Origin of the sequence: Streptomyces sp. HPF1205 (assembly GCF_020400825.1) — a bacterium.
GTDB lineage: Bacteria > Actinomycetota > Actinomycetes > Streptomycetales > Streptomycetaceae > Actinacidiphila.
In genome coordinates this window covers 20100-37762 of record NZ_JAINVH010000009.1, presented here as the reverse complement: position 1 = coordinate 37762, position 17663 = coordinate 20100, and the positions used below count along the sequence as shown (strand labels likewise).

14 protein-coding genes are annotated in these 17663 nt (G+C 73.1%); 9 read left to right on the top strand and 5 right to left on the bottom strand.

The annotated features are described in order from the left end of the window. The first annotated feature begins 117 nt into the window (after positions 1-117). On the top strand, positions 118-645 hold the full coding sequence (locus K7G61_RS12505; protein WP_225846840.1) for a flavin reductase family protein: 528 nt from the start codon (positions 118-120) through the stop codon (positions 643-645). A 55-nt stretch (positions 646-700) separates the two neighbouring features. Here K7G61_RS12505 and K7G61_RS12500 read toward each other — a convergent pair whose 3' ends face one another. Together K7G61_RS12500 and K7G61_RS12495 are read right to left on the bottom strand one after the other, a co-directional pair. After that, positions 701-1549: a bifunctional 2-polyprenyl-6-hydroxyphenol methylase/3-demethylubiquinol 3-O-methyltransferase UbiG gene (locus K7G61_RS12500; RefSeq protein WP_225846839.1), complete on the bottom strand. Its 849-nt coding sequence runs from the start codon at positions 1547-1549 to the stop codon at positions 701-703. Beyond that, positions 1546-2457, bottom strand: a complete 912-nt coding sequence (locus tag K7G61_RS12495; RefSeq protein WP_225846838.1) for an NAD(P)-binding domain-containing protein — start codon at positions 2455-2457, stop codon at positions 1546-1548. Before K7G61_RS12495 ends, K7G61_RS12500 begins: the two co-directional genes overlap by 4 nt. 506 nt (positions 2458-2963) lie before the next feature. Here K7G61_RS12495 and K7G61_RS12490 point away from each other — a divergent pair. Further along, a complete protein-coding gene (locus K7G61_RS12490; RefSeq protein ID WP_225846837.1) occupies positions 2964-4316 on the top strand; it encodes a cytochrome P450 in 1353 nt (450 codons plus the stop codon). Positions 4317-4364: 48 nt separating this feature from the next. On the opposite strand, the gene htpG is transcribed toward K7G61_RS12490, so the two are convergent. Beyond that, entirely contained in the window at positions 4365-6332 is a 1968-nt protein-coding gene (gene htpG, locus K7G61_RS12485; RefSeq protein WP_225846836.1) for a molecular chaperone HtpG, read from the bottom strand. A 139-nt stretch (positions 6333-6471) separates the two neighbouring features. On the opposite strand from htpG, the gene K7G61_RS12480 reads away from it, so the two are divergent. From K7G61_RS12480 to K7G61_RS12450, 6 genes are all read left to right on the top strand, one after another. Then, positions 6472-8223, top strand: a complete 1752-nt coding sequence (locus tag K7G61_RS12480; RefSeq protein ID WP_225846835.1) for a serine protease — start codon at positions 6472-6474, stop codon at positions 8221-8223. Between the two features lie 226 nt (positions 8224-8449). After that, a complete protein-coding gene (locus K7G61_RS12470; RefSeq protein ID WP_225846834.1) occupies positions 8450-10801 on the top strand; it encodes a tetratricopeptide repeat protein in 2352 nt (783 codons plus the stop codon). Positions 10802-10838: 37 nt separating this feature from the next. Beyond that, on the top strand, positions 10839-12494 hold the full coding sequence (locus tag K7G61_RS12465) for a VWA domain-containing protein (protein WP_225846833.1): 1656 nt from the start codon (positions 10839-10841) through the stop codon (positions 12492-12494). Beyond that, complete coding sequence (locus K7G61_RS12460) at positions 12491-13549, top strand: hypothetical protein (RefSeq protein ID WP_225846832.1); 1059 nt, start codon at positions 12491-12493, stop codon at positions 13547-13549. Before K7G61_RS12465 ends, K7G61_RS12460 begins: the two co-directional genes overlap by 4 nt. A 125-nt stretch (positions 13550-13674) precedes the next feature. Next, on the top strand, positions 13675-15000 hold the full coding sequence (locus K7G61_RS12455; protein WP_225846831.1) for an ABC transporter substrate-binding protein: 1326 nt from the start codon (positions 13675-13677) through the stop codon (positions 14998-15000). Between the two features lie 55 nt (positions 15001-15055). Then, the gene (locus tag K7G61_RS12450) at positions 15056-15457 is read left to right on the top strand and encodes a CU044_2847 family protein (RefSeq protein ID WP_225846830.1); all 402 of its coding nucleotides are present in this window, start codon (positions 15056-15058) and stop codon (positions 15455-15457) included. 98 nt (positions 15458-15555) lie between these two features. On the opposite strand, the gene K7G61_RS12445 is transcribed toward K7G61_RS12450, so the two are convergent. Further along, positions 15556-16179: an N-acetyltransferase gene (locus K7G61_RS12445; RefSeq protein ID WP_225846829.1), complete on the bottom strand. Its 624-nt coding sequence runs from the start codon at positions 16177-16179 to the stop codon at positions 15556-15558. Between the two features lie 105 nt (positions 16180-16284). After that, a complete protein-coding gene (locus K7G61_RS12440) occupies positions 16285-16662 on the bottom strand; it encodes a hypothetical protein (protein WP_225846828.1) in 378 nt (125 codons plus the stop codon). Positions 16663-16942: 280 nt separating this feature from the next. On the opposite strand from K7G61_RS12440, the gene K7G61_RS12435 reads away from it, so the two are divergent. Beyond that, the gene (locus K7G61_RS12435; protein ID WP_263984284.1) at positions 16943-17485 is read left to right on the top strand and encodes a universal stress protein; all 543 of its coding nucleotides are present in this window, start codon (positions 16943-16945) and stop codon (positions 17483-17485) included. Positions 17486-17663 lie beyond the last annotated feature (178 nt).

The following is a 17663-nucleotide window of genomic DNA, read 5'->3' as shown; positions in this document are numbered from 1 at the left end:
CTGGCGGGCATCGGTTCGGCGTCCACGGCGTCGGCGGGTTCCGGCTCCCCTGAGGCGGGTTCCGGCTCCGCTGAGGCGGGTTCCGCGGACTCCGCGGACTCCGCGGAACCCGGTGCTGTGGACGCCGGTTACGGCGACGCCGGGGACGCCGGCTCGGTGCCCGTGGACGACTACAGGGCGCTGATGAGCGCCTTCCCGACGGGCGTCGCCGTGGTGACCGCCGTGGACCGGCTCGGGCAGCCGCGCGGTGCCACCTGCTCGTCCCTGTGCAGCGTGACGCTCACTCCGCCCACGCTGCTGGTATGCCTGACGACCGGCAGCGGCACCCTGGCGGCGATACGCACCGGCGGCCGTTTCGCGGTGAACCTGCTGCACTCCCGCGCCCGGCGCGCCGCGCGGACCTTCTCCGCTCCGGTCGAGGACCGGTTCGCCCGGGTCCGCTGGGAGCCGCTGGGCCCGGCCGGACTGCCCTGGCTCGTGCGGGACGCCTTCGCGGTGGCCGAGTGCCGCGTCACCGCCATGTCCCCGTTCGGCAGCCACACCCTCGTCCTCGGGACGGTGACCAGCGCCGACTGCCGCGCCGACGTGCCACTGCTGTACGGGCTGCGGCAGTTCTCCCGGTGGACACCCGGTTCGGGGCGCTGACACGGACCACGGCCGCGGGCGGCGTCGAAGCCGCCCGCGGCCGTGTCGGCGACTGTCAGGAGGTCGGGGGCGGAGGCGATGGCGGCGTCGAAGCCGGAGCCGGGGTCGGACCCGGGGTCGGCGTGTGCGGCGGGGCCGGGGTCCGCGGGGCCTGCCAGCGTGCCACCACCATCGCGGGAACGACCCCGTCGACGAACTCGACCCCGGGAAACCAGGAGGAGAACGCCTCGCGGAACTCCTCGCGGCTCGGCACCGAGCTGTGCCGGCACAACTCCTGCCAGCTCGGGTGGAAGAACAGGTTCAGCACGTCGGTCGCCGCCTCGACGCTGCCGGTCATCGTGTACGCCGTCCGGGCGTTCCGGAACGCCACGTCGGTCAGCCAGTCCGCGTCCTCGCCCTTGCGCTCGTGCCCCGCGTTCCGCTCGGGCTCGAAGACGATCAGCCGCCCGCCGGGAGCCAGCAGCGACCGCAGATGCGGAAGAATCCGGTCGTACGGCCGCATGTGGAAGACGGCGCTGTAGGAGAAGACGAGGTCGAACCGCCCGTCCCGCTCGGCGGTGACGTCATGGGCGCCGCGCTTCTCGTAGCGGACGTTGGGGCGGGAGTGGTCGCGCCGGCCGATGTCGAGCATGACGTCGGCCACGTCGACGCCGAGCACCTCCTCGTAGTGCTCGGCCAGCAGCGGGCAGAAGCGTCCGGTGCCGCATCCGACGTCGATCGCCCGGCGGCCGCCGGGAGCGAGTGCGGAGCCGAGCCACTCGTGGAGCCCGGGGGCCCGGCTCATCCACTCGGCGATCCGGTGGTAGGGAGCCGCCACGTCGTCGAACAGGGCCCCGATCGACTCCGGGGCGGGGGCGGGGCCCTGCGGGGGGACGCCGGCGGTGGTGGAACCCGGTGTGCTCATCCGTGGACCTCCTGCCGCGCGGCGCCGCCACCCGCCGTGATCTCCTCGATCGTTTCGATGAGGCTCGTCGGCCCCTGCTCGCCGTGGCCGTCGCGGATGCGGCGGTCGAGCAGCGAGGCGAGGTGCTCCAGCCGTTCGGTGTCGACGGCGCGCGATCCGCGCACCTCGATCACCGTTCGCGTCAGCGCGGCGAGTTCGGCCACGGTTCCCTGGGTCGCCGGATCGTAGTCGCCGTGGTCGGCCTGTTCGGCGATCATCGGCATCAGGGGCGGGATCTCACCGATCGTGCGCGCCACCACCGGAGCGAATTGCGATGCGGCGACCCCCTCGCGGCGCACCATGGCCAACGTGTGCAGGTAGCCGATCCAGAATTCGAAGTACAAGCTGTTCATCGCCATGTCGAACAGCGCCGCCACGGCCGGATCGGCCCCCACGTAGCGGGCACCCCCGCCCAGCGTGAGCAGGGTCGCCTTGTGCCGGTCGAACACCTCGGACGGGCCCGAGTACAGGAGATGCGTCTGCGGCCCGCCGATCAGGCGGTAGTCGGTCATCGCGGCACCACCCAGGTACTCCGCGCCGTGCCCCGCGGCCCAGGCGGCGGCCGCGTGGGCCGCTTCGGGAGTGCTGGTGGTCATGTTGACCAGGGTGCGGCCCGCGATGGCGGATCCCACGCCCGCCATGACTTCCCGGGCGGCCCGGTCGTCCTTCACGCAGAGGATCACCAGAGGCGCGGCGGCCGCTGCCGTGGCCGGGGTGTCGGCCACGGTCGCCCCCGCTTCGGCCGGCGGTCCCGTCCTGTCGCGTGAGCGGTTCCACACGGTGGTCCGGTGGCCCGCCGCCAGCAGCGCCCCGGCGATCGCGCCGCCCATGCGTCCGGTGCCCAGCACCGCCACGGCGTCGGCGCTCATGACCGGCGGCCCGTGTCCTGGCGCCGGCCGCGGAGCACGGAGCGGGGCGCGGACGGCGGCTGGACCGGCGGCACGGACGGCGGCGGGAGCAGCGGCGCGATCAATGGCGCGATCAATGGCGGGGCGCAGGGGCTTTCGGGCCCGACGCCGGTGGTATCGGCGGGCATCGACGCCGTCCCACGCGAATTCCTGGTGCAGTCGATTCCATTCATACCCGCCATGCTGCGCACGGTCCGCGGCGTTCAAACTCGCACTCGTCACCGCGGAAGAATTCGAATTCTGCGGACCGCGGCCCGCTGTCGAATACTACGCGTTCACGCGGGATCGAACGCGCCGCCCGGTGGGAACGGGGGCGAACGGGGGCGGAAACCGCCCCGAAAACCAGTGCCGTTCGCGCGGTTCGTCGCGTGATACGGCGGGCCCGGCCAAGCGCCACACTCGTCAAAAGGCCACCCGCCGGGGCCGGGTCACGACGGCCCACCGCACGGCACCCGAAAGGAAGCGGAATGGGTACTGCGACAAAGACGCCCGCGACGATTCCGGTCGCGGGGAACTCCGTGCCCTTTCTGGGACACGCGGTACCGCTTCTGCGCGACCCCCTGGGGTTCCTGTCGTCGCTGCCCGCGTACGGCAGCCTGGTGAAGCTGCGCCTGGGCCCGCTGCCGGTCGTCATGGTGTGCGACCCCGGGCTCACCCGCCAGGTGCTGCTGGACGACCGCACCTTCGACATGGGCGGACCGGTCATGGACCGGGCCCGCAAGCTCGTCGGCGAGGGGCTCGGCACCTGCCCGCGCAGCAAGCACAGGCGCCAGCGCCGGCTGTGCCAGCCGGCCTTCCACCGCGACCGCATGCCCGTCTACGGGGAGCCGATGGCGGCCTCCTGCACCGCGGTGGCCGACTCCTGGCACGACGGCCAGGTGATCGACGTGACCGGCGCGATGTCGACGCTGGTCATGCGAGTCGTCGCACAGACCATGTTCGGCACCTCACTCCCCCGGGTCTCACGAGACCTCGCACAGGACTTCAGGGCCGTGGCGCAACCCGCGTTCTGGCTGATGGTCATGCCCCCGGTCCTGGGCCGGCTGCCGCTCCCCGCGAACCGCCGCTTCCGGCAGGCCCGCGACGGAATGTGGGACACGGTCCGCGACATCATCGCCGCGCGCCGCCTCGACGGCGGCGACCACGCCGACCTGCTCGCCTCGCTGCTGGACGCGCAGGATCCCGAGAGCGATCCCGAGGAACGGGCGTTGAGCGACGAGGAGGTGGCCGAACAGGTCGTCAACATCTTCGCCGGATCCGACGCCGCCGGCCCGGCACTGGCCTGGGCGCTGTACCTGATCGCCACGCACCCGGAGATCGAGGAGCGCCTGCACGCCGAGGTCGACGAGGTCCTGGCCGGCGGCCCGCTCACCTTCGCGCACCTGCCGGAGCTGAAGCTGGCCGATCGCGTGATCTCCGAGGCGCTGCGGCTCTACACCCCCACGTGGCTCGGCAGCCGCATCGTCACCGCCGACACCGACCTGGGCGGGTACGAACTCCCCGCCAAGACCATGATCGGCTGGAGCCCCTACCTCATCCACCGCCGCCCCGACCTCTACGACGACCCCGACCGCTTCGACCCGGACCGGTGGCTCGGCTCCCGGACCGACAAAGAGGCGTACTTCCCCTTCGGCGCGGGCGCCCGCAAGTGCATCGGCAACCGCTTCGGCACCGCGACGGCCGTCCTCACCCTGGCGGCGATCGCTTCCCGCTGGACCCTGCGCCCGGCCGACGACCAGCCGCTGCGTCCGGTCGTGAAGACGATGCTGGCTCCCTACGGACTGCGCATGCGCGTGACGGCCCGCGGCCGAGAGGCCTGAGCCCCGCGGGCGCCGGGCCGGGGATGGCCGGCGCCCGCGGGGGGCGGGTCACAGGGTGCGTTCGAGGCGGTCGGACATCAGCTTGACGAAGCGGGCCGGGTCGGTCGGCTCGCTGCCTTCCGCGAGGAGGGCGAGATTGTGGACGAGTTCGGCCGTCTCGGCCAGGGCGGGGTCGTCCGGGCGCTCGCCGTGAGTGCGGTTGAGGGCGGTCACCAGGGGGTGCTTCGGGTTCAGTTCGAGGATCCGCTTGGCGCGGGGGATCTCCTGGCCCATGGCCCGGTAGAGGTTCTCCAGCGCCGGGGTCGCGTCGTACGTGTCCGAGACGACGCACGCGGGCGAGACGGTGAGGCGCGAGGAGAGCCTGACCTCCTTGACGTGGTCGCTCAGCCGCTCGGTCATCCAGGCCAGCACGCCCGCGAACTCCTCGCGCTGCTTCTCCCGCTCGGTGTCCGCCGCCTCCTTCTCCTCCTTGGTGCCGAGGTCGACGTCGCCCTTGGCGACGGAACGGAACTCCTTGCCGTCGAACGCGGGGGCCGTGTCGACCCACACCTCGTCGACCGGGTCGGTCAGCAGCAGCACCTCGACGCCGCGGTCCCGGAACGCCTCCATGTGCGGCGAGTTCTCGATGGCCTGCCGGGACTCGCCCGTCAGGTAGTAGATGTGCTCCTGGCCCTCCTTCATGCGCTCCACGTACTGCGCGAGCGTGGTCGGCTGCTCGGCATCGTGGGTCGTGGCGAAGGAGGACACGCCCAGGATGGCGTCGCGGTTCTCCGCGTCGCTCAGCAGTCCCTCCTTCACGACACGGCCGAACTCGTGCCAGAAGGTGGCGTACCGCTCGGGGTGCGCGGACATCATGTCCTTCACCGTCGAGAGCACCTTCTTCGCCAGCCGGCGGTGCATCAGCTGGATCTGACGGTCCTGCTGCAGGATCTCGCGGGACACGTTGAGCGACAGGTCCGCCGCGTCCACGACACCCTTGACGAACCGCAGGTAGGGCGGCATCAGTGCTTCGCAGTCGTCCATGATGAAGACGCGCTTCACATAGAGCTGGACACCGCGCTTGTAGCCCTGCAGGAACAGGTCCTGGGGCGCGTGGGAAGGGATGAACAGCAGCGCCTGGTACTCGAAGGTGCCTTCCGCCTGCAGGCGGATGGTCTCCAGCGGGTCGCTCCAGTCGTGGCTGATGTGCTTGTACAGCTCGTGGTACTCGTCGTCGGTGACCTCGTCGCGCGAGCGGGCCCACAGGGCCTTCATCGAGTTGAGGGTCTCGGGTTCGGCGGGCGCGGCACCGCTCTCCCCGTCCTCCGCGGTCTCCGCGTCGTCCGCGGCTTCCCCGGTCTCCCCCGCGCCGGCGCTGTCCGCCGGCCGCGGCACCATCCGGATCGGCCAGGTGATGAAGTCCGAGTACCGCTTGACGATCTCCCGCAGCTTCCACGGCGAGGTGTAGTCGTGGAGCTGGTCCTCGGCGTCCTCGGGCTTCAGGCGCAGCAGGATCGAGGTGCCCTGCGGCGCGTCGTCGACGGTCTCCACCGTGTACGTGCCCTCGCCGCTGGACGTCCAGCGGGTGCCCTGCTTCTCGCCCGCGCGCCGGGTCAGCAGCGTGACCTCCTCGGCGACCATGAAGCTGGAGTAGAAGCCGACACCGAACTGCCCGATCAGCCCCTCCGCGGCCGCGCCGTCCCCGGCCTCCTTCAGCTCCCGCAGGAAGGCCGCCGTACCGGAGTTGGCGATGGTGCCGATGAGTTCGACCACCTCGTCGCGGGACATGCCGATCCCGTTGTCGCGGACCGTGAGCGTACGGGCCCGCGGGTCCGCCTCCAGGGCGATGTGGAGGTCGGACACGTCCGCGCCCGGCGCATCGTCCCGCAGTGCCTCCAGCCGCAGCTTGTCCAGCGCGTCGGAGGCGTTGGAGATCAGCTCGCGAAGGAACACGTCCTTGTTGGAGTAGATCGAGTGAATCATCATCTGCAGAAGCTGACGGGCTTCCACCTGGAACTCGAACGTCTCGGTCGCCATTTCCGTTGAGTCCTCTGCTCCTTCTCGGGTCACCAGGTGACGAGTACTGACATCAACTGTAGATCGCCCCGGGCAACCCGCAGGGCGGGTTTTCCACAGGCCGGGAGAGGTTGGCCGCATACCGTAATACGGTGGCGGGATGGGGCATCACCACACGGAGGACCCCTGGCGGGTCAGGGTGGACGACGCGGACGGGACCGTGTGCGGGGCGGGCGTCCTGCTGGACGACCGGCATGTCCTGACGTGTGCGCACGTGGTGCGGGACGCGGGGGCCGAGCCCGGGGGGCGGGCGCCGCACCTGCGGATCACCAGCGTCGCGTGCAGGCCGGAGTGGACGCGCACGGCGCGGGTCTCGCCCGACTCCTGGGTGCACGAGATGGGCACGCAGCGCGGTGACGTGGCGCTGCTGCGGCTCGACGACCCGGCCGACTGCGGTACCCGCACGACACTGCGGCGGGCACCCGTGTCCGGCGGGCGGGTGAGCGCGTACGGCTTTCCGTACGCCTCCCGGGACATCGGCATGGGGGCGGAGGCGGAGCTGGGGCCGGCCGGGGGCCGCGAAGGGGAGTGGGTGCTGCTCAACCAGGTGCGGCCGGGCGGCCCCTGGATCGAGCCGGGCTACTCGGGGGCCGGGGTGACGCTCACGGAAGGCGAGTTCAAGGGCCGCGTGATCGGCATCGTGGTCGCCGACTTCGTGGACGGGGGTGCCCGCGCCGCCTGGATGCTGTCGGCCGAGACCATCGAGCGCTACCTGCCGGAGATCGAACGGGTCACCGACGGCAGTCCCGGCAACGACCTGGGATCGGGCGGCGGCCCGCCGCGTGAGGGCGAGGGCGGCGACGGCGGCGAGGACGTGCTCGGCGACTCGCTGCGGCTGGCGCTCACCCAGGAGCTCACCCGCCTGCTCGGCGGCAAGTGGGCGGGCACGGTGGTGGTCGGCACCGGGGGCGCGACGGGCGCGGGCAGTTCGTGGCTGGTACGCCTGGTGGGGACCGCCGACCCCGCGGCCAGGGTCGGCCTGTCCGACGCCGAGCTCACCGCCCAGCCGCGCGACACCGTCCTCGGCCTGGGCGCGATCGACGCGGCGTACGACGCCCGCGGCAAAGGCGTCGAGGACCTGCGTTCGTACCTCGTCGGCAGGTTCGGGCTGGCCGGCGGCACGGACACCGACGTCGTCAACCAGATGCTGCGCCGCCGTCCGCCCGCGTGCCTGGTGGTCGGCGGCGTCGACCTGGCCGAGGACCCGGACGCGCTCGTACGGAGGATGCTCGCGCGGCTGGCCCGCGGCGCCAGGTCGCGCGGTCTGCGGCTCGTCCTGGGCTTCGAGGGCCGGCCGCCGGCGGGGCTGTCGTACGAGGTGGCGCTGGATCCCGAGCAGCTTCCGGCGGACGCCGGGAAAGGCGGCGTCACCCTGGACGCGGCCGAGGCCGCCGTACGCGACCTGGCCGCCGAGGAGGAGGCCGCCGCCTTGCTGCAGGCCGAGTACGGCCTGACGTTCCTGACCGCGCCACGGGCGCCGACCGCCGTCGCGCCCCGGTTACGCCTGCGCCTGGCCGTGTCCCGGGGCACCGGGCAGGAGCACGAACTCGCCGCGATCCGTTCCCGCGCGGACTCGGCCCTCGCCCGTGCGACCGCCTTCCAGGAGGACCTGCGGCAGATGATCACGGCGCTGGAGGACCTGCGCAAGACCCTGGAGCTGCAGCGGGTGCGGGCCGCGCGGCACTTCGGCGACGAGGACGCGGAGCTCGGGGAGCTCTACACGGCCGCCGCGCGCGAGTCGCAGACCCCGCCGATAGACCTGCGGGCCGCGCGCCGCCGGATCAGGCGCTTCAGCGACGCGGTCAACCGCCGCATCGAGGGTGAGGAGGGGGAGGCCGATGCCGACGTCTGAGGCCGCCGACAGGTGTGACCGCCCGGACTGCGGGCGGGGTGTGATCGACGGGGGTTTCTGCAGCGCGTGCGGCCGCAAGCCGCTGCGGCAGGTGCCGGGCCCGCGGGAGGGGGCCGGTGGCGGCGCGGGGAGCGGGGCGGTCCCCGGCAAGGGGAACGGGGCGGGGAACGGCAGGGGGAGCGGCTCGACGAGCGGCTCGGCGAGCGGCTCGACATACGGACGGGCGGTGAGCGGTCCGGGGAACGGGCCCGGCCTCGGCGGCACGCGAAGGACGGGCCGCGGCACAGGCTCCGGCACGGGGTCGCCCACCGGCCGGCACGACGTCAGCATCGGCGTGGCCAACGTACGCCCCGACCCGTGGTACGGGCTCGACCTCGCCGACACGCCCGGGCCGCCGGAACCGCCCGGACCGGCCGGGCCGCCCGGCGCCGAGACCCCCGCGCAGCAGTCAGGCCCGGTCGCCGAGGAGCACCGCTTCTGCGGCAACCCGGCCTGCGGGGCGCCGGTCGGGCGCGGCCACGACGGGGTGCCCGGCCGTACCTCCGGCTTCTGCCCCACCTGCGGAACCCCGTTCGACTTCACCCAGCTCCTCGGCCTGGTCATCGCCGAGCGGTACGAGGTCGAGCGCTACCTCGGCGCCGGCGCGTACGGCGCCGCGTACCTCGCCCACGACCGCAACCTCGCCACGGACGTGGTGCTGAAGAAGCTGGGCAACACCTCCGTGGCCAGGACCGCCCTGTACGAGCGGAACGTCCTGGTGGGCCTGCGGCACGACAGCATCGTCCGCATCCTTGGTTACGAGGCGGAGGGCCCGCACTTGGTGCTGGAGTACATCCCCGGAGTGCCGCTCGCCGCGCGCCCGGGTGACCGGCTCGAACACCTCCTCGCGCACGGCCTCCGCATCCTCCAGGCGCTGGACTACCTGCATTCCAGGGGGCTGCTGCACTGCGACGTCAAGCCGGTGAACATCATCCGCTTCAAGGAGGAGAACTCCGCCGGTGCCCGCGACCGGGTGCGGCTGATCGACTTCGGCTCGGTGCGGTCGCTGACGAAGGACAAGGGACCGGTCACCGCCTACACCCCCCTGTACGCGCCTCCGCCCGAGGACAGGGAGCACCTCGACCCCACGCCCGGCTTCGACCTGTTCTGCCTCGGCACGACGCTGGAGGAGGTGTGCCGCTCGCATCTGCGCGAGCGCACCGCGCCCGGCATCGACTCGCTGCACCTGCTGATCAAGCGCGCCACCGACACGGCGGTGCCCAGCCGCAGGTTCTCCTCGGCGCGCCAGTTCGGTGAGCAGCTCAGCGGGGTGATACGGCAGGTGGTGGCGGCGCCGCCGACGCTGCGCCAGGTGACCCGGCTGTCGGCGCTGTTCGGCTCGATGGCGGAGCCGCTGCACGGCGGGCTGGGGGCCGCGCGCCCCCTGTCCCACTGGCTGGAAGCGACCCAGACCGAGGACGAGGCCCTGGTACTGCCCCCGGCCTTCGTCCCACCGGCACCAGGGACCATCGCGGTGGCGCTCCCGACACCGCTCGGCGACCCCGACGAGCCGGACCTGGGCGACGCCGCCGAGAGCGCGCTGGCCGAAAGCCGGCTCGCCCTGCGCAGGATGGACCCTGAGCTGGCCGAACGCGCCCTCTCCCACGCCAGGTTGCCGACATGGCACTGGCTGCGTTCGTGGTACGCGGGGCTGATCGCGCTGGCCGGCATGGAAACGGGGGGAGAGGCGGAGGGAGAGGCGGACCCGGGCGCGGGCGTGAGTGGGGCAGGGGGCGCGGACCCGGGCGTGAGTGGGGCAGGGGGCGCGGACCCGGGTGAGAAGGCGCGCGCCGCCGTGGCCACGGCCACCGCGAGGTTCACCGAGGTGCGCCGCGCCCTGCCGGGCGAGCTGATCCCCCAGCTCGCGCTCGGCCTGTGCGCCGAACTCGCCGGCGACCTCGAAGTCGCCCAGGCGCATTACGCGACCGTCTTCGGCACGACGCCGGCCCTCGGCGCCGCGGGCTTCGGCCTCGCCCGCGTCCACCTGCTGGCCGGCCGCCGCGCGGAGGCGGTGGCCACCGCGGAACGTCTCGCGCAGGAATTCCGGTACGAGCGGGAGGCGCGCGTGGCGGCCGTACGCCTGCTGGTGACCGTCGCCGCCGGCTCGCCCGCGCCCTCCCCGGACGACCTGGCGCGGGCCGAGCAGTTGCTGGCCGGGCTGGCCGTCGACCCCGCCTCGGCCGCCGGGCTGCGGGCCGAGCTCCAGTACGCGCGGTATCTGCCCGGGCACCTGCTCGGCCGGGAGCGGCTGGCGCTGTCCGAGACGGTTCGCCGGCTCGGCCCCCACGTACGCACCGAGCACGACTACGTCGCCCTCATCGACCTGGCCAACCGGCTGCGTCCGCCGCTGAAGCGGCGCTGGGGCGCGCGCCGGGGCGGATCCGGCCGTCCGCCGGTCGCCGGATCCCGTACGTCGCCGTCCCCCGCGGGGCAATCCGGTACCGGTCGATCCAGTACCGGTCGATCCCATACCGATCAATCCACTACCGGTCAATCCGTACCGGGCAATCCCGTTCCGGTGGAACATCTGGGACGCTAGTCTCCTGAAGTGCAAGGGGGGCATGCCGCAAGAGAGTGTGCGACAAGACAGTCAGGTGGTGCAGGTGGGGGCCAGGACACCATTACCGCTGGAATTCTCCGTCGAGTTGGACGCGTCGTCGGACCTGGCGTTCGACGAGAGCCGGGCGGACGCGCTCCTCACCATCAGGGCCCGCCCCACGTCGGACCCGCCGGCCGAAACGGCGGCCGCCGAGGTCCTGATCATGGACAAGTCGCTGTCCATGGCGGGCAGCGGCAAGCTGAACGAGGCGAAACGCGCGATGTGCGCGGCGGTCGACGCCCTGCGGGACGGCACCTACCTGGGGATCGTCGCCGGAAACCACGAGGCCGAGGTGATCTACCCGCCGGACGGCGGCCTCGCCCGGGTCGACGCCGCCGTCAGGGAGGCGGCCAGGAACCGCGTCCTGGTCCAGCTCCCCGGGGGCGGCACCGCGATCGGGAAGTGGCTGACCCGCGCCGACGCACTGTTCGCGACCGCGCCGGTGCCCGCGAGCGGCACCGTACGCCACGCCGTGCTCTACACCGACGGCAAGAACGAGCACGAGACCTCCGAGCAGCTCGACGAGGCGCTCGCCGCGTGCGCCGACCGGTTCGTGTGCGACGTCCGGGGGCTCGGCGACGACTGGCAGTACGACGAACTGCTGCGGATCACAGGGGCGTTGCACGGCACCGCCCGAGCCGTCGTGGAGATCTCCGACCTCACCGGGGACTTCACCCGGCTCATGCAGCAGGCCCGCCGTATCCTCGTGCCCCGGGTCTACCTGGGGCTGGGCCTGAGCTCCCTGTTCCGGCTGGGTTTCGTCCGCCAGACCCGGCCCGTCGAGGCCGATCTGACCGGACAGCGGCAGGAGCGGGACGGCGAGATCCACATCCCGCTGGGCGCGTGGCCGCCGGAGGACCGGCAGTACCACGTGTCGCTGCGTTTCGATCCCGACGCCCTGCCCGTCGAGGAGGAGGTGCGCGCCGCCCGCGTCACGCTGCGCGCGGAACGTGCCGACGCGAGCCGCGAGCCGTGCGCCGACACGCAGGCACTGATCGTACGCAGGCGCGCCACGCCGGACTTCAGGTTCAACCCGCCGCCGAGCCTCACCCAGGCCGAGAGCCTTCGCGAACTGGGCATGGCGATGCGGGCGTGCGCCGACGCCGCCCAGAACGAGCGGTGGCCGGAGGCCGACCGGGAGCTGGCCCTCGCCCTCGAACTGGCCGCGATCCTGGGCGACACCGAGCGGCTGGCGCTGCTGCGCAAAGTGTCCAGCATCGGCCCCGACGGCAGACCGCGCGTACGCCAGGGCATGTCGCGCGGCTACATCCAGCTCATCGGACTGGAGTCGGCCAGGACCGGGGCCCCCGACTCCGACCCCGTCGACAAGACCCAGCTCCCGCCGGAGGGCGGCGGCCCGGTGCGGCGCGAGTGCCCGCGCTGCCATGCCGTGACGACGGCGGCGAGGCCGCGGCACTGCGAGGAGTGCGGGTACGCGTTCGCCGACGGGGCCGGGGGGGCCGGGGGGCAAGGGGCCGGGGCTCAAGGGGCCGGGGCGGAGGGTTCCGCGCCGGAAGGGCCCGGCGAGTCCGAGGGGTTGAGCCGGGCGGGGGGATCCGGGCGGGCCCAGGGATCCGGCCGGACTCCGGGTTCCGATCGGGCCGGTGACGGTGGGCCGGTGGACGCTTCGTGAGGGGCTTCTCGGGGGTCGGGCGGTCCCTGCGCGCCGCGCTCGCCACCCGGTGGGCCGACGTGAGGCAGGCCCACCCGACCAGGGTGCTGCGCTGGCTGCGGGCGGGCGTCCTGGCCATGGTGGCGACCACGGCGCTGCTGTACCTCGTCGTCTCGACGCAGGCCGGCCACCGGATAGCCGCGGCCCGGCACACCGACCGCGCGATCGACGACATCGTCAACGCCCAGGACGCGGCCCGTGCCGCGAACACCACGCTCAAGCCCGTCTTCACCACCGGCCAGGTCGCGCTGATCGGCACGGGAACGGAGTTCGCCAACGACACCGCCCGTATCAACACCGAGCTGACGTCGGCCGTGGAGGGCAACGCGGCCGGGCGGCAGGGCCTGACCCTGTTCCAGTTCGTCCAAGGCCAGTTGACCACCTGCCTGCAACTGGCCGAATCCGCGGTCCGCGACTACTCCCGTATCGCGCCGCAGTCCACCGGCACGAGCGCCCCGACCGGCACGGGTGCGGATGCGGGTACGCGTGCGGGCACGGGCACTGCCACCACCGCCGACCTCGGCGGGCAGATCGTCAAGGACACGCTCGACGCCCTGAACCATCCGGAGGAGACGTACCGCGGCCAAGCGGTCGCCCGCACCGGCGGCCTCATCCAGACCCTCGCCGACCTCAACGCCCTGGAACAGGATGCGCTGGCCCGGCAGCGCCACTCGGCGTGGCTGGATCCCGCGGTCGTGTGGCCGCTGCTCGTCGGGCCGTCGGCCGTCATGCTGCTGCTCGTCCTGGCCACCGGCTCCGTACTGGCCCGGCACTTCCGGCGACCCGCGAGCCGGCGGTTGCTGTCCGCGCTGCTGGTGAGCACGGGTGTCGGCGTCGTCACGGCTGTCCTCGTCGGTTTCGACGCCCACGATCTGGCCGCGCATCCGCGTGCGGTGCACCCGGTGACCTTGACCGTCGCGCCGGCGCTGCTCGCCGCCGCCGCGGTGCTGGCGTACCTGGCATACCGCCCGCGTCTTGCCGAGTACCGGTTCCCCCGGCCGGGGGCGGCCTCATGAGGGCGGCGGGGGGCGCGACGCGGAGGGCGGCCGCGGCGGCGGCGACCGGGCCGGGCACACGCCGGGCCCGATCGGCGCTGTGGGACCGGACGGTCCGCCTGACCCGGACGGTCCGGGTGGCCCGGGTGGCCCGCCTGACCCGGGCGGCCCGGACGGTCCGGGCGGCCTGGGCGGTCCGCACGGCCCGCGTAAGCCGCCTGATCCGGTGCGCGGTCGCGCTCGGTGTGCTCCTCGCGGTGGGGGCGTGCGGCGGCGGGTCGGGCGGGCACGACGAGGTGACCGTCATGGTCCCCTGGTCCGGCGACGAGTTCCAGGCGTTCTACGCGGCCGTCAAGCGGTTCGAGGGCGACACGGGGATCACAGTCGACGTCGAGATCACCCGCGCGCAGACGCAGCAACTCGACGCGGCCGTCGCCGCCGGCGCCCCGCCGGACCTGGCGATGCTGCCGAGCGTGGGGGCCATCGACCGTTACGCCAACACCGGTTCCCCCGAGACCCGGCTGCGGCCGCTCGACCCCGCCATGACGAAGGACTACGCACAGCCCTTCCGCGGCCTCGGCACCGTCGGCGGCAAGGTCTACGCCGTCCCCGTCAAGGCCGACGTCAAGAGCCTGCTCTGGTACGACCCCGCGGTCACCACCTCCAGGCCGCGGGACACACTGACCGACCTCGCGGCCCTGTCCGGTCCGTCGTCCCGCACGTGGTGCCTCGGGCTGGCGTCCGGTCCGACCTCCGGCTGGCCGGGGGCCGACTGGATCGCCGACATCCTGCTGGAACAGGACAGCACGGACTACACGAACTGGGTCGCCGGGGCCTTGCCGGGGGGCTGGCAGTCGCCGCGGATCCGCAAGGCGTGGACGACATGGCAGTCGCTCATGGCGGGCAGTCTGCGTTCGGCGGCCGAACAGGACTTCACCGGCGCGGCCGCCGGCATGTTCACGTCGCCCGCGACCTGCTCCCTCGCGCATGGCGCCCTGGGCGCCATAGGATTCCCGCCCACCGCGGACCCGAAGAAGCCGTACGACTTCGTGGCTCCGGACCGCGGCCGGCCGCTGGAGGTCTCCGCGGACTTCGTCGGGCGCTTCACGGACAACCCGGCCGCCACCAAGCTCATCGCCTGGCTGTCGAGCGCCGACGGCCAGCGCGCCTGGGTGGGCGCGGCCAGGAGCTTCGCCATCTCGGCGGACAGCCGCGTCTCGGCCGCCGACTACCGCACCCCAGCCCAGAGCCAGATCGCGGCGATGCTCCGGCCGCACTCGGGCCGCACCCTGTGCTTCAGTGCCGCCGACGCGATGCAACCCGACGTCTCCGCCGCCTTCTACCGCGCCGTCCTCGACTACGCCACCGGCGCCCAGGTGGGGGCCCTGCTCAAAGGCCTCGACGCCGTGCAGCACGCGCAGCGCCAGGGCCCCCCGGTGCCGCCCGGCAACCTGTGCGCCTCGCCGGGATGACGGCCGCCCCGATCCGCACGTACGGAACCCTGCCGCCACCGCCCCGGAGGACCTCATGTCGGATGCCGTCCAGTTCACCCTCTCCGACGGAACCGCTGTCCTCGTGGCGCCGCCCGCCCGTTCGGGCGTCGGGCCGGTCGGCCTCGGCGGCCGGCTGGAGTCCGCCCAGCAGACGCTGCGCGAGGCGTTGTCCCCCGTCACCTCCGCGGCCTCCGAGGTGATCGACGGCTTCCGCGCCCTCGCCCACCGCCCCGACGAGATCGAAGTCACCTTCGGCGTCGTCCTGGACGCCAAACTCGGCGGTGTCCTCGCCAGCACCACCGCCGGCACCCACCTCGACGTCACCCTCCGCTGGCACTCCTCCCCGCCTGGCACGGACGGACAGGACACGGACGAGCAGGACACGAGCCAGCAGGACACGGGCCAGCAGGACAGCCATCTGGACACCCAGGAGTAACGGCGCCCGATTCGAGCGGCGCGGCCCTGATTCGGGTGACGTGTCCCGGGGCCGCGACGGTCGGCCCCGGAGCCGAGGGACGCTTCCCCTCAGCGGTGTCAGGCCGGCTGCGGGGGCCGCCAAAGGGGGTGCATCGGGGGCCCGGCGGGGAGCTGGATGGTGCTGCCGATGGGTTGGAAGCCGAGGCGTTCGTACAGGGCCCGGCTGCGGGTGGAACTGGCTTCGAGATAGGCGGGGCGGGAGGCCCGGTCGAGGCGGTCGAGGGCGGTGGTGAGCAGGGCGGTGCCCAAGCCGCGGCCGGTATGGGCGGGCATGACCGCGATGAGCATGAGGTAGTCGTGCGGGGCGTGCACGGGATGGGCCGCGCCGGTGATACGGGCGATCTGCTCGATGCGTTCGTTGGCCGGGTCGATCGCCTCCCGCATGGCGGCCGCGTCGTCGCTTCCGGACGCCGCGGCCTCGGCCGGCGCCGCCTCGCCGGCATCGTGGCCGTCCACGGGCATCCACAGCGCGACCGCCGACGCGTCTTCCGTCATGTCCACGTATCCCTCGCCGAGCGCCATGTCGAGGAAGGCGCCCATGAGTACCTTGTGCGTACGCCGCCGGTACTCCTCCTGCGGGAAGATCCAACTGCTCACGGGGTCGTGGAAGAACCCCGCGTCCAGCACCCCGACCAACGCCTCCCTGTCGGCCTCGCCCGCCCTGCGTATGGGCACGCCCATTCCGCGCTCCCTTCCCCTGCTCGTTCGACTTGTATGTCCGTTCGGGCGCGGGGACGGATGCCGCGCACACGCGCTCCGGCATCGCCTTCCGGACCCGACGCGCCGTCAACCCGCCTGCCCGCGCGTCCCGTGGGCCGCGCCGCCCCGAACTCCCCCGCACCCTATTCCGTACGCAGCGCCGCCGCCGTCCGTATCCACCCCGTCCGTATCCGCGCCTATCCACCCCGCGCCTATCCGCGCCGCCCGTATCCGCGCCGCCCAACTGGCCGGGAGCGGCGTCCCGGCCGAGGGGATGACCAGCCCGTCGACGATCAGGGAGAGCATCCGCGGCAGGCAAAGGGCAGACATACCCGCGGCTGGGATCCGGGTGTCCGCGGCGCGGCGCATGACCGGCAGGGGGACGACGCGGTGCAGGACCCTGCCCAGCAGCACCCCGACCAGGCCGGCAACCGCACCGATCCATGCCACGAACTCCACCGCCATGTCGACGGTCCGCCGCGGGCCATTGCCGAGCGCTTTGAGGGCGACCGGGGCATGGATCCCCTCACGGTGCGGCGCAGGGGTCCGGCCCGAGCGCCCCGAGCGTCCCCGACCGCATCCGGGCGGGCCCGCGAACGACGGTCCTCGTTCGCCGGAACCCCTCGGCGCGCCGCCGGGAAAAGTACGCTTTCCCCCGCTTGCCTTGGCTTTGCGATGCGTCTCGGCGGGCATCCCGACCCCCTACTCATCGCGCACCTGGGACGCGACACGTAAGGAGACGGTCATGGTCGAACCGATTGGCGAGCCGACGCCGGAACCCGCGGGCGGCCCCCAAGTGGACACGGCCGGCGAACCGGCGGCCGCTCCGACCAGCGAATCCGCCGTTGGACACGGCAGGATCGTCGTCGGCGTCGACGGATCCCAACCCTCGCTCAAGGCACTGCGCTGGGCGGCTCACCAGGCTTCCTTGACCGGGGCGAACCTCGAAGCCGTGATCGCTTGGGAACTGCCCGGCGCCTACGGCTGGGCCGGCCTTCCCGTCCCGGACGATTACGACTTCGAAGGACCCGCCACCCGCGCGCTGGACGAAGCGGTGGACTCGGCGCTCCCGCCCGACCAGGCCAGGGGCGTCACCCGTACCGTGGTGATGGGCAACGCGGCCCAGGCCGTCCTCGACCGGGCGGAGGGTGCCGACCTCGTCGTGGTGGGCGCTCGCGGCCTCGGCACTTTCCGCTCGACCCTGCTCGGCTCCGTCAGCCACTCGGTGACCGTGCACGCCCCCTGCCCGGTCGTCGTGGTGCGCGGCCAGGCGGGACCAGCCGCCTGAATCCTCGGGTCTCTCCATTCGCCCTTCCATTCCCCCTGTCCCTACATCTCCTCCTTTCCTTGTGTCTCCTCGCGCGTATCGCTCGCCGCCGGTCCACGGCTCGATCCCGCGTGACTGATGGTTCCGACTCGCTCCCGACTTTCCATACTTCTCATATCTGTCACACTTTCCGCACTCG